Consider the following 12495-nt stretch of genomic DNA (forward strand, 5'->3'; position numbering starts at 1 on the left):
ATTAGGGCGTGAATTCTATGTTCAATCAATGGAGGGGAGGCGCCGCGAGGTGACACAACAGACAGCCCCAGGTACCGCGTCCGATGCGGAGATGAGCCAGTATGTGGCCGATCGAGAACGCGTCAACGAGGATAAAATCAAACAGGATGACGAGATCATCGACCAGTTCGGAGATTACAACTACGGCTGGCATGACTCCGATGCTGCAGGCGAGGCGGCAAAAAAGGGCATCGATGAGGATGTGATTCGCGCCATTTCCGCCGATAAGAACGAGCCGGAGTGGATGCTCGACTATCGGTTGCAGGGTTACCGTGCCTTCTTGGAGAAGCCGATGCCCCAGTGGGGTGTGGATCTGACCGATTTCAACGCTGACGACTTCAAGTATTACGTCAAGCCGGTTGACAAGCAGGCCGCCACGTGGGATGATCTGCCCGATGACATCCGCAACACCTACGACAAGCTTGGCATCCCCGACGCAGAGAAGAACCGGCTCGTTTCCGGCGTGGCAGCACAGTACGAGTCCGAAGTGATTTACAATTCCATTCAGGATGATCTGGCCAAGCAAGGCGTCATCTTTGTGGACACCGACACCGCAGTGCGCGAGTATCCCGAATTGGTCAAGAAATACTTCGCGACTGTCATCCCGCCGGACGACAACAAGTTCGCCGCACTGAACACAGCGGCATGGTCAGGCGGTTCGTTCGTGTATGTTCCCAAGGGAGTACACGTCGAGATTCCGTTGCAGGCGTACTTCCGCATCAACACACCCAACATGGGGCAGTTCGAGCGCACGCTCATCATCGCTGACGAAGGCTCGTACGTGCACTATGTGGAAGGCTGCACCGCACCCATCTACGCCACTGACTCGCTGCATGCGGCCAACGTGGAAATCGTTGTCGAAAAGCATGCCCGCGTGCGCTACACTACCGTGCAGAATTGGTCGAACAACGTCTACAACCTAGTCACCCAGCGCTCCTACGTCAAGGAGGGCGGCACCATGGAATGGGTGGACGGCAACATCGGTTCCAAGGCCACCATGAAATACCCGGCGTGCATCTTGGCTGAGCCGTATGCCAAAGCGGAAACGCTCTCCTTGGGCTTTGCAGGTGAAGGGCAATACCAGGACACCGGTGCCAAGATGATTCACCTGGCCCCTCACACCAGCTCCACCATCGTGTCGAAGTCCATCTCTCGCGCAGGCGGGCGAGCGGCTTACCGCGGCTTGGTGAAGGTGGTTGATGGTGCCTACGATTCAAGTTCCTCGGTGGTGTGCGACGCACTGCTGGTGGATGACTATTCCCGTTCCGACACCTATCCGCATGTGGATGTACGCGAGGACGACGTCTCCATGGCCCACGAGGCCACGGTCTCCAAGGTCTCCGAAGACCAGCTCTTCTACCTGATGAGCCGAGGTCTGGCGCAGGAGGAGGCCATGGGCATGATTGTGCGCGGGTTTGTGGAGCCCATTAGCCGCGAGCTGCCGATGGAATACGCCTTGGAACTCAATAGACTTGTCGAGCTACAGATGGAAGGATCGGTGGGCTGATTCGATGGCAGATACAACAGAAATCAACATTCCAGTGGCGGACCCCAACGACCCGTATGCGGTGCCTGCGGCCATGCCGTCCAGCGCTGACCGCGCGCCACGCTCGTTCAGCGTTGACGCATTTGCGGTTCCCACTCGTCGTCAGGAAGACTGGCGCTACACCCCTGTGGAACGTCTCGAAGAATTCTTCGACGTGTTCCAACCAAGTTCCGAAACCGAGGTGAGTGTCTCCAACATCGACGGTACCGCTCTTGACGAGACTGTGGTACGTGTGGAACGTATTGCGCGCGCCACCGCTCCTTCAGGAACGGTGATGAAACCCAACGACCGCGTCTCTGCTGTGGAGTGGAACGTCGGCACTGAGTCCACACTTGTGCACGTTACCGCTGACCTGACCCAGCCGGTACTGGTCAAAGTCAATGGTGCAGGACTCGATTTGGATTCTCTGCACTTGGTGCTTAAGGTCGACGACGGCTGCACCGCCGATATCGTGGTGGAGCATCAAGGCAAGGCTCGCCTGGCAGAAGGTGTGGAAATCGAGACGGGGCAGAACTCCAAGGTCTCGACCACCTTCGTTCAGGAATGGGACAAAGGTTCCAAACAAGTCGGCAACCATCGCATCCATGTGGGTGCAGGCGCCACACTGCGTCACTCCGTGGTCACACTTGGCGGCGATGTGGTGCGTATTCGTATGGATCAGGACTTCGGCGGAGAGCAGGGCGATCTGAACATGCTCGGCATCTACTTCGTGGATCCGGGCGAGCATATCGAGCACCGCACCATGGTGGTGCACAACCATCCCGACTGCAAGTCCCGCGTGGTGTACAAGGGTGCGCTCGACGGTGAGGGCGCGCACTCCACTTGGGTGGGCAACGCGCTCATCGAACCGACAGCGCCAGGCACGGACTCCTACGAGCTCAACCGCAATCTGGTGCTCACGCACGGCGCCATCGCCGATTCCGAACCGAATCTGGAGATTGAAAACGGTGATATCGTCGGTGCCGGTCATGCCAGCTCGGTCGGTCGTTTCGACGACGAACAGCTGTTCTACCTGCAGTCCCGTGGCGTATCCGAGGTGGATGCGCGCAAACTGGTGGTGCGTGGTTTCTTTGGTGAACTGGTGGAGCAGATTGGTATCCCAGCTATTTCCGAACATCTTATGAACGTGATTGACCGTCGTCTGGCCCGTGGTGAGTCCGCGCAAATGCAGGCCGTATTGGAGGAGAAGTAACTATGTCGACATTGGAGATCAAAGACCTGTACGCCTCGGTGGAAACCAAAGAAGGGCGCAAGCAGATTCTCAAAGGTGCCAACTTGACGGTGAATTCGAATGAGACTCACGCCATCATGGGACCCAACGGTTCCGGCAAGTCCACGTTGGCGTACACCATCGCAGGCCACCCCAAGTATTTCGTGGATTCCGGCGAGGTACTCCTCGACGGCGAGGACTTGCTCAAGATGACTGTGGACGAGCGTGCCAAGAAGGGTCTTTTCTTGGCTATGCAGTACCCCGTCGAGGTGCCGGGCGTCTCGATGACGAACTTCCTGCGTACCGCCAAGACTGAGGTCGATGGGCAGGCTCCTGCGTTGCGCACTTGGGGCAAGGAGCTGAGTGAAGCGATGAAGAAGCTGCGCATGGATCCCAAATTTGCCTCGCGTTCCGTGAACGAGGGCTTCTCGGGCGGTGAGAAGAAGCGCGCCGAAGTGCTGCAGCTTGAGCTGCTCAAACCCAAGTTCGCCATCATGGATGAGACTGATTCCGGTCTTGACGTCGATGCGTTGCGCATCGTCTCCGAAGGCGTGAACCGTGCCAAGGAGAACACCGGTTTGGGTATTTTGATGGTGACGCACTATACGCGCATTCTCAAGTACATCAAGCCTGATATCGTGCACGTGTTCGCCGGTGGCAAGTTTGTGAAGACCGGCGGCCCCGAGCTGGCCGATGAGCTGGAAGAATCCGGATATGACCAGTATCTGCCGGAAGGTTCGGACTCGGAATCCGCTTTGGCATGATGCTCAGCGTGTGATTGAACGCGAGTAACAGAACAGGCAAATACATCACCGATACTGATATACATGTAGATATTCGTTTTCTTGCATATCATTAGCATCGGTGATGTTTGCTAGTGTGGTAGCTATATGCCGACCACACATATGCGGCACAAATGGCAGGAAACGGCAGATGAAAGGGACGTTGGGATGCTTGATACTGAAACGATCCGCGCTCAGTTTCCGATACTGAACCAAGAAATTCATGGCCACCCTCTGGTCTACCTCGACTCTGCAGCCACAGCGCAGAAACCACAATGTGTGATCGATGCGGAAACACGATTCTACGAGACCATCAACGCCGGTGTGCATCGCGGCGCCCACGAACTGGCCGCGCAGAGCACGGTAGCGTTCGAGGAAGCGCGTGGCAAAGTGGCTCGACTGGTGGGAGCTCAAAGCCGCGAAGGTGAAGAAGAAATCGTGGTTACCGCCGGAGCTACTGCCGGTTTGAACCTCTTGGCCACCGCCTTCGGCAATGCATCGCAAGGTCGCGGGGGAGCGGCCGCTCAGCGTTTCGCTTTGGGGCCAGGAGACGAGATTGTAGTCTCCAAGGCAGAGCACCATTCGGTACTGCTGCCATTCCAAGAGCTGGCTGCGCGCACTGGTGCCACGTTGAAATGGTTCGAGCTAAGCGACGACGGGCGCATTCTTGCCGGCAGTGCCGATGAAGTGATTACTGAACGCACCAAAGTGGTGGCGGTCACGCAGGTGAGCAACGTGACCGGTGCCATTACCGATCTGGCACCCATCGTGCGTCGTGCCCACGAAGTAGGGGCTTTGGTAGTGCTCGATGCATGCCAATCTGTGCCACACATGGCGGTGGATTTCCATCAGCTAGATGTTGACTTCGCCGCGTGGAGTGCACACAAGATGTATGGTCCCACTGGTGTCGGCTTCCTCTATGGCAAACGCGAGCTTCTTGAGGCGTTACCTCCGGCCAGCTTTGGCGGTTCGATGGTAGAACTGGCTTGGATGGATCAGTCGGCGCAATATATGGCGCCTCCTGCCAAATTTGAAGCCGGAACCCAGCCGGTGGCTCAAGTGGTCGCTGCAGGTGTGGCGGCTGACTGGCTGCGTGAGATCGGTATGAGCAACGTAGAGGAGCACGAGCACGCCATTACCGCAGAATTGTTGAAACTTGCAGACATCGAAGGGGTTCGTGTGCTGGGACCGACATGCAATGAGCGCCGTATCGGTACGGTGGCGTTCGACTTGGACGGAGTGCACCCGCATGATGTGGGGCAGTTTGTGGATGCGCAAGGCATTGCGATTCGGGTAGGGCATCATTGCGCCCAACCGGTGCATCGTCACTTCGGTGTCTACGCTTCGAACCGTGCTTCGACCGGCGTGTACACTACGCTCGACGAGGCGCGCGCCCTGGTGGAGACAGTGGGCAAAGTCCGCGCGTTCTTTAAGGTGTAGGTATGGAAGACTTTGGTATGAGCGGCAGTGAGCTTGAGCAGATGTATCAGGAAGTCATTCTTGATGCGTCGAAACATCCTCATGGTCGTGAACATTTTGCAGCGGACTTGACCCATGAGCCGGACAGTGCTACTTCGGCAGCAGATACCACGGTGCGTGCCACGCACGAGTATTGCACGCCAGGGGAGTCGCACCAGTTCAACCCTACTTGCGGTGATCAGGTCACGGTGCATGTGGAGGTGTCTCGCAGTGAGCCGCGGCGCATTGAGCGGCTGGTTTGGGATGGCAGCGGATGTTCCATCTCGCAAGCCAGCCTCTCGGTGATGGTCGATCTCGTGGACGGTAAAACCGTGGACGAGGCGATGGAGCTGGAAGCTGCGTTCCAAACGCTTATGAACTCGCGTGGCGCCGGCCTTGACGATGAAGCACAGGAGGAAGCTCTGGGAGATGCAGTAGTGTTCCAAGGTGTTTCAAAGTATCCGATGCGCATCAAGTGCGCGCTGTTGGGTTGGGCCGGTTTAAAGGATGCGCTGGCCAAGGCGCTTGCGGACGCTGACAGCGCACCTCGTGCACAATAATGCTTTGATATGCATATATCGCAAAGTATGAAGGAATATATAGAGGGAAGATGGAATATGAGTGATACAAGCAATCTGGTACCCGAACCGCAGTCGTCAATTCTTGCGTCCGCCAGCGCAGCGCTAGGGGACGAGGATGCGGCGCGTCAGGCAGTGGCCTCGCCTCAATCGGTCAATTCCATCGCGCAGGCAGCCGAACAGCGAGCGGAGTCGGTAGACCGCGCTGAGTCGCAGGAGGCTGGTCGCGCTGCTCAAGATGGTGGCGCGGCACTGTTGGATGACAGCACTTCCGTTCGTGCAGATGCGGGTACGGCCACGGATAATAATGCTGAAAGCCAGGCTGATATCCCTCTCATTGCAGTGGACAGCATCGGGCAGGCGACTGCCGCCGATGTGCGCGAGGCTCTGCATCAGGTGATTGATCCTGAACTGGGCATTGACGTGGTTGATTTGGGCTTGGTGTACGGCATTGAGATTGACAGCCAGAATCGAGCCATCATCACCATGACACTGACTACTCCGGCATGTCCGCTTACTGAGCTCATCGAAGATCAGTGCGCCAGCGTATTGGCTGGTCTGGTGGAGGAGTTCCGCATCGATTGGACGTGGCAGCCGCAGTGGAGCATCGATAAGATTCGCCCGGAAGGTAGAGAACAGCTGGCTGCCATCGGCTTCAACTTCGACAACATGCCGAAGTACTAGGCACAGTATTTGACCGTGTACCCAGTGATGTCAATAAACACGTTGCATAAGCCCATGCACTAGATGAAGAGATTCGTAACTCTACGAGAGCTATAATGGATTGGGTGGAGTGACATTATTTATGAAGTGGTGGTCGATAACAGTGTTGCTATCGACCACCACTTGCGATATCCTATAAGTAGTAACGTGACGCGTTATGCATCAGACAGAGTCAGGACTCCAAACACCGTTAAGAGTGACGCGTCTGTTTACTTCACTTTGTACGCATGCGGAAACCTGAACGCGACCGTATTTCTCATACGCGTACTGGCTTATGTAAGCAGCTTGCCAGGGATATAATCCGACGATGCGAGAGCTGACATCAGGGTTACCGTATGTGCGCTCAATCCACGCCCACATACGTCCTCCATCTGACTTGTTGTACAAACGAACATAGCTAGAGCTACGATCTTGTTTTTGGCGAGGAGATGTTCTCCCGATTTTGTTGTAAGGTTCGAGCGTGAACCCCCAACCTGTATCACCGTGGTTGTTCGCCATAGCGGGGGTCGCAAACCCGAATAATGATGCAGCCAATATTACAACTGCAGTCAGGTGCTTGAACTTCTTAGTAATCATATTGTGATTCCTTAATTTTAGGCAGATGACTGCATTTAGCATGCTACGGCATTTGAATTTCATTTGCAACCGCGACACGCCGTGTTGTGATAATTTTCAATCTCATTTACTCTAGGGACGAACATATACGTACACTTTGAAATGAGGTGCTCGGTACATGCACATCTCTATTCCTTTGGTAAAACGACAATTACGCGATACATTTTGTAATGTTCGCTTCGTAGCTGTGATTGCATTGAGCATTGCTATTTTGGTCGTGCAATATAAAACTGCATTTCGATCAGTATGGGTTCTTCCAGAGTTGCATACTTTTCTAAATTATGCTCTTCTCTTTAATCAGTACGGTCTCGGAAGCCAGTTGTATCTTATCTTGCTTCCTTTCCTTGCTGCTTTAGCAGCAGGGAGCATATATTCTACGGAAAAACTCTCACGACGAGAACTCCCGATGTATACAAGAATTTCTCGAAAAGAGGTCATGGGAAGTTCTTTGCTTTCGGCTTTTCTCGGTGGTGGAGTTGCAGGTTCTCTTCCATTGTGGATCAGTTTAGGTGTCGGCTTGATAAGGGAACCGCACATGCACTTTATTAATGCTCGTACTGTGGTTAACTCTGATGGCTTGGTCCTCAGCGGTACGGACTCCGTACTTATTGGTGAACGTTCTTGGGTATATGGGTTGTATGAACGCAATCAGGTGCTGTTGCTTGTATTGACCCTTGCCTATGTGTTTATCTTGTCGGGTTTAATGGCGGACGTGGCTGTTTCGGTTTCGTACTTTACGAAGGTTAAGTATATCGAGGTTTTGATGCCATTTTTACTTGAATTCTTGACATGGATGGCAACTGAATCTTTGCAGTGGTATGGGTTCTCCATCCCCTCGTTCTTGGATATACGAGCTACAGCAGGAGCTTACTCAGTACTTGGCGCAGCAGTTACGTTACCGATTCTTGTGCTTATGGTTCTGTTGATGTATCGAATGGAAAGGCGCCGTGATGTTCTCTGATCTATACGATCGTCTTAAGCGAATGAAATTGTGGAATGCAGTTGTTCTCATGATATGCTTGGCCAGTTCTTTGGGTTCTGCTGCATATTATGTTTCGGGGTCAGAACATCCTGGTGATGAGATATTGAATATGCTCGGACCGAATTCCTTCGATTGGATGGTGGCACCTCTCTTATTATGCACCTTGGCTTTCGGGTGGAGCAGCCATACTGATTTTGAACGTGTTCGTTCAAGTGCGAGTCGCGAGTTTCGCTCGAATATGGTCTGGTTGTTCATGTGCGCAGTCCTGGTTACGGCTGTCACTGCTTTATTTTATAGCATATTTGAGTTCGTGGTCTTAAAGAAAACAGGACCTGGAGCTACCGTTCACGCAGTATTACTCATCGTGTTGCACGTGTTCATGGAAGCGGTTTTTCTTTCCCTGATACAAACGCTACTGGTAAATATGGGTTTACGGTGGGGGCATGCATTGCCTCCGTTCCTCGGAATTCTGTTTATGTCCAACTTCATTTTCGCCACATGGAATACATGGGTGCTTGATGTGGGATATTACTTTTTAGATCCGGTCGGATTTGAAGTTCCAGTAATCGTAATGAACAAGGTCTTCCCCTTCATTTCGACGTTGATCGTGCTGCTTGCGGTGAACTGGCTAGCATATTCACGCAGGGACCGATTGGGGGAGCGATGAATGTTCATTCATTGCCCAGTTGGGTTCGAGATAAACTGCCATATCGGGCGGCGTTTGGTCTTATATATGTGAGTTTACTTGCATATTACTTGTCTGATAATCCAGATGCTTCTGTGTTTATAGGCATGTTTCGAACACCAAAATATGCGGGGGAATCCACCATCGCTTATAATTTACCCTCAGTCGCGTTCATGGCATTTGGACTGCTGTTGGCTATGGAGCAGCCTTCTGAATACTTGGTGAGGCCGGATTCCCTGGTCTTTATCCGCAAGCACAGGGGATGGCGTCAATTTGTCAGATACATAGGCATTTTGCTGGGTTACGCTAGTGCGTTTACGCTGCCGCAGCTGGTTGTATCTTGGTTGGTTATAGATGTCGCCGACGTAGGGAAGATGCTCGCAAGTGCGGTGTATGCGGTATTGACTCTTCTTATGTTCCTATGCACTGCCAACGTTGGATATCTCATCGGCTATCGGTACGCAGGGTATGCAGTGGTAGTACTTTTTGAATACCTGTGCGCAGCCTCTAGCGATGTGCAGATATGGCTTAATGCGACTTGGTTTGTACTGCCGACTTGGGTATATATCAACGCTGTAATTACAGCTTTGCTGTTCTTGGTTAACTACAGATTATTTATTCGAGCCGAAGTGTTATGAACTTGAGAAAGTCTGTCACACGGTCATGAATACAAGTTCAAACAATTGCGCCAATGCAGAGGTCTTGCTAACAAACAGGCCTTAACGACATCAATCTATCGTCCATCATTGATGAGCCACACGTTATAAACAATATAAATATCAAGGAGTTTATTATGTATGTTGAAGTAAAGAATGTTTCCAAGACCATCAAGAAGAAGCCTGTTTTGCGCGATGTGAGCGTAAACTTTGAGCGGGGCAGGATATACGGCATCGTAGGTCCCAACGGTTCCGGCAAAACGATGCTGCTGCGCGCCATCTGCGGGTTTATCAAACTTGATTCCGGCGAAGTGACCATTGACGGTAAACCGGTGGTATTCAATGACGCTCTTCCCGAAAACATCGGTGTCATTATTGAAACGCCAGGATTTGTAGATAGCAAGACCGCTATGGATAATCTGCGCTACCTTGGCGGGCTGGATGGGAAGTATGACGAGGAGGAAACCGTGCGTCTGCTGCATCTCTTCGGCTTGTATGAGCATCGAGAAGAGAAGGTCAAATCATATTCCTTGGGCATGCGGCAGAAACTTGCGGTGGTTCAGGCGTTGATGGAACACCAGAACTTGATTCTGCTTGACGAACCTACGAATGGTCTTGACAAGAAATCCGTTGAAACATTCCTGACGGAGATGCGACACCAGCGGGAACAAGGCAAAACTATCCTTGTGGCTTCACATCACGATGATGAAATCAGCTGTATATCGGACTGCATCGTACGCATCGCTGACGGCCGCGTCGACGATGTGGAAGTGTGCGTGCGGAGCAACGGCGACATGCTGGGCAACGGAAGCGAATGACTGCTGTTCAGCGAATAATCACTGTTGCGGCATGCGCGTGGCGTAGAAAGCCACCGCGCTGGATGCGGCTACGTTCAGGCTATCCACATTGTGGCTCATCGGTATGCGCACCGTCAGATCGGCACCGGCGATGGTGCGAGGGTTGAGTCCATCGCCTTCGGTGCCGAAAATGAGAGCGAGTTTGGCAATATGGTCAGGCTCGCTCTCATTGTTGTTGAGTCTGCGGGTGAGCTCGTCCAGGCTTACCGAGTCGTCGCGCAACGCCATTGCCACCGTGGTGAAGCCCAAGTCGTGCAGTTGCCGCAGTCCTTCTTTGGGCCACCATCGGTTCTCGTCCTCATGGGTGAAGGGCTTGGGTGGCACTAGCCGCGTCCATGGCACTTGGAATACCGTGCCCATGGAAACGCGTGCGGCACGGCGATACAGCGGGTCGCCACATGAGGGGGAGACGAGCACGGCATCCACGTCAAGTGCCGCAGCCGAGCGCATGAGTGCACCAACGTTGGTATGGTCTACGATGTTCTCCATCACCGCCACTCGGCGCGCATCCCGGCATATCTCTTCCACGCTCGGCAGCGGCCAACGACGCATCGCAGCCATCGCTCCACGATGCAGCGGGTATCCGGTCAGACTGTGCAACAGTTCAGGGGAAGCGACATACATCGGCACGTCCTGGCCCCAACGTTCCTCGATGCGCGCGAACATGTCGCTCATGCCGTCGATCCAAGTGCGCTCCACCAGCAGTGATATCGGTTCCCGCCCCGCAGCGATGGCCCGCTCTATTACTTTGGGGGACTCGGCGATGAACAAGCCCTTTTCCGGTTCCAGCCGGTTACGCAGTTGCAGCTCGGTAAGGCTGGTGTATGCTGCCACGCGTTCGTCGTTGACGGAATCGATGGTGATGAAACGCATGCAGGCCTTCTTCGGTAATGACAGGATAAACAAAAACCCTTGAGAAATCTCAAGGGTGATGCGGTGCCCAGGACGGGAGTTGAACCCGTACGCCCGTAAAATTAGGCACAAGCACCTCAAGCTTGCGCGTCTACCATTCCGCCACCTGGGCAGGTGTCGTTGAAAAGCAACAGAAGAAACTATACACCATGGGTTGCGTTTTGACCATACCGGTGTGTCGCGCGGACAAGGGAAGCGGATAGGCTGAGGACTTATGACCGCACCTCTCTTCGTTATCGACACTGACCATGACGATACTCCCATCACTCGCGATGAGTTGCGAGAGGGGTGGACGGTGAAGCTTCCTGCGGACGTGAAACGTCACGCCATCGCTGCCATGCGTTTGAGCGAGGGCGATACCCTGCAACTCAGCGATGGCAAAGGGTTGCGCATTGAGGCAAGCATCGTGGATGCACAGGAAGGGCTGGCGCAAGTGGTTGGTTTTACCACCGACGAGCGTCCCATGACGCGTCTGCGTCTGGTTCAGGCGCTGGCCAAAACCGGCCACGACGAACAAGCCATCGATATGGCCACACAGATTGGTGTGGACGAAGTAGTGCCTTGGCAGGCCGACCGTTCCATAGCCAAATGGAAGCCCGGGCGTACCGATAGGAAATGGCGTCAGACGCTTGTTGCGGCGACGGAGCAGTCTCGCCGTTCATGGGAGCCGGAACTCGGTGAGTGCGTGCCCAGCAAAGAGATTGTGGCGATGTGCCGCCGCGCTTGTGTGCACGGGGACCTAGTGGTCGTGCTGCATCAAGATGCCACCTCAACCTGGAATGGGGTGGAGAGTCGGGTTGAGCAGATGGAGCAGCGTTGCCTGTCTGACGGCAAACCGCGCACCGTGAGTGTGGTGGTGGGGCCGGAAGGTGGTGTCAGTGAGAAAGAGGCGGAGATGTTCGCCGATGCAGGTGCCATGGTCTGCGTGCTGGGATCCAATATCATGCGTGCCTCCACCGCAGGCCCGGTGGCGCTCTCGCTGTTGGCCCGGGCGTTAGGACGGTTTGCTTGAGCTGCCCGAGGATTATCGGGGAGCCGCAATACCATAGAGACATATAGCAAACTGTGGGAAAACTGTGTGTCGGCGCCTTGGCGCAGGCCGTTAAGGAGCACTATGAGTGACGATTGCCTGTTCTGCAAGATCGTGTCGGGAGAAGTGCCTAGCACGCGCATTCGTGAGGATGACACCACCTATGCCTTCGCCGACCTGAATCCTAAAGCCAAAGTGCATGCTCTGGTGGTGCCGAAACAGCATTACGCCAACGTCGCTGAATTGGCAAAGGCAGATCCCGCTCTTCTGGCACACATCGTCGAAGTGGCGCAGGACATAGCCGACGAGCATTTCCACGGCGCCTACCGGTTGATCTTCAATACTGGTGAAGACGCCGGCCAGACCGTATTCCACGTGCATGTTCACGTGTTGACCGGCGAGACGTTGGACGAGTAGGAGAG

At 54.1% G+C, this 12495-nt stretch carries 14 protein-coding genes and 1 tRNA gene; 12 read left to right on the forward strand and 3 right to left on the reverse strand.

Going from position 1 to position 12495, the window contains the following annotated elements:
• The first annotated feature begins 28 nt into the window (after nucleotides 1-28).
• From sufB to ACSYSO_RS04065, 6 genes are all read left to right on the forward strand, one after another.
• Nucleotides 29-1546, forward strand: a complete 1518-nt coding sequence (gene sufB, locus ACSYSO_RS04040) for a Fe-S cluster assembly protein SufB (protein ID WP_489798367.1) — start codon at nucleotides 29-31, stop codon at nucleotides 1544-1546.
• 4 nt (nucleotides 1547-1550) lie between these two features.
• Complete coding sequence (gene sufD / locus ACSYSO_RS04045) at nucleotides 1551-2777, forward strand: Fe-S cluster assembly protein SufD (RefSeq protein ID WP_489798365.1); 1227 nt, start codon at nucleotides 1551-1553, stop codon at nucleotides 2775-2777.
• Nucleotides 2778-2779: 2 nt separating this feature from the next.
• Entirely contained in the window at nucleotides 2780-3559 is a 780-nt protein-coding gene (sufC, locus tag ACSYSO_RS04050; protein ID WP_491701527.1) for a Fe-S cluster assembly ATPase SufC, read from the forward strand.
• A gap of 186 nt (nucleotides 3560-3745) precedes the next feature.
• Complete coding sequence (locus ACSYSO_RS04055; protein WP_491701528.1) at nucleotides 3746-5017, forward strand: SufS family cysteine desulfurase; 1272 nt, start codon at nucleotides 3746-3748, stop codon at nucleotides 5015-5017.
• 2 nt (nucleotides 5018-5019) lie between these two features.
• Nucleotides 5020-5595: a Fe-S cluster assembly sulfur transfer protein SufU gene (sufU, locus tag ACSYSO_RS04060; RefSeq protein WP_491701529.1), complete on the forward strand. Its 576-nt coding sequence runs from the start codon at nucleotides 5020-5022 to the stop codon at nucleotides 5593-5595.
• A gap of 57 nt (nucleotides 5596-5652) precedes the next feature.
• The gene (locus ACSYSO_RS04065; protein ID WP_491701530.1) at nucleotides 5653-6297 is read left to right on the forward strand and encodes a metal-sulfur cluster assembly factor; all 645 of its coding nucleotides are present in this window, start codon (nucleotides 5653-5655) and stop codon (nucleotides 6295-6297) included.
• 201 nt (nucleotides 6298-6498) lie between these two features.
• Here ACSYSO_RS04065 and ACSYSO_RS04070 read toward each other — a convergent pair whose 3' ends face one another.
• A complete protein-coding gene (locus tag ACSYSO_RS04070) occupies nucleotides 6499-6912 on the reverse strand; it encodes a DUF2712 domain-containing protein (protein ID WP_491701531.1) in 414 nt (137 codons plus the stop codon).
• A gap of 157 nt (nucleotides 6913-7069) precedes the next feature.
• Between ACSYSO_RS04070 and ACSYSO_RS04075 the strand changes: the two genes are divergently transcribed.
• The 4 genes from ACSYSO_RS04075 to ACSYSO_RS04090 all read left to right on the forward strand — a co-directional run bounded on the left by ACSYSO_RS04075 (nucleotide 7070) and on the right by ACSYSO_RS04090 (nucleotide 10092).
• A complete protein-coding gene (locus ACSYSO_RS04075; RefSeq protein ID WP_491701532.1) occupies nucleotides 7070-7912 on the forward strand; it encodes a hypothetical protein in 843 nt (280 codons plus the stop codon).
• A gap of 22 nt (nucleotides 7913-7934) precedes the next feature.
• Nucleotides 7935-8600, forward strand: a complete 666-nt coding sequence (locus ACSYSO_RS04080; RefSeq protein WP_491701533.1) for a hypothetical protein — start codon at nucleotides 7935-7937, stop codon at nucleotides 8598-8600.
• Nucleotides 8597-9256 (forward strand): hypothetical protein, encoded by a 660-nt coding sequence (locus ACSYSO_RS04085; RefSeq protein WP_491701534.1) that lies wholly within the window; start codon nucleotides 8597-8599, stop codon nucleotides 9254-9256. The genes ACSYSO_RS04080 and ACSYSO_RS04085 overlap by 4 nt, the downstream gene beginning before the upstream one ends.
• Before the next feature lie 155 nt (nucleotides 9257-9411).
• On the forward strand, nucleotides 9412-10092 hold the full coding sequence (locus tag ACSYSO_RS04090) for an ABC transporter ATP-binding protein (RefSeq protein WP_491701535.1): 681 nt from the start codon (nucleotides 9412-9414) through the stop codon (nucleotides 10090-10092).
• An 18-nt stretch (nucleotides 10093-10110) separates the two neighbouring features.
• Here the strand turns inward: ACSYSO_RS04090 and ACSYSO_RS04095 are convergent, their stop codons facing one another.
• Nucleotides 10111-11004, reverse strand: a complete 894-nt coding sequence (locus tag ACSYSO_RS04095; protein WP_491701536.1) for a TrmH family RNA methyltransferase — start codon at nucleotides 11002-11004, stop codon at nucleotides 10111-10113.
• Between the two features lie 64 nt (nucleotides 11005-11068).
• Nucleotides 11069-11155, reverse strand: a tRNA-Leu gene (locus ACSYSO_RS04100).
• A gap of 102 nt (nucleotides 11156-11257) precedes the next feature.
• On the opposite strand from ACSYSO_RS04100, the gene ACSYSO_RS04105 reads away from it, so the two are divergent.
• Together ACSYSO_RS04105 and ACSYSO_RS04110 are read left to right on the forward strand one after the other, a co-directional pair.
• Entirely contained in the window at nucleotides 11258-12055 is a 798-nt protein-coding gene (locus tag ACSYSO_RS04105) for a 16S rRNA (uracil(1498)-N(3))-methyltransferase (RefSeq protein WP_489798355.1), read from the forward strand.
• A gap of 102 nt (nucleotides 12056-12157) precedes the next feature.
• A complete protein-coding gene (locus ACSYSO_RS04110; protein WP_491701537.1) occupies nucleotides 12158-12490 on the forward strand; it encodes a histidine triad nucleotide-binding protein in 333 nt (110 codons plus the stop codon).
• The last annotated feature ends 5 nt before the right edge of the window (nucleotides 12491-12495 follow it).

This window comes from Bifidobacterium sp. ESL1130 (genome assembly GCF_058507935.1).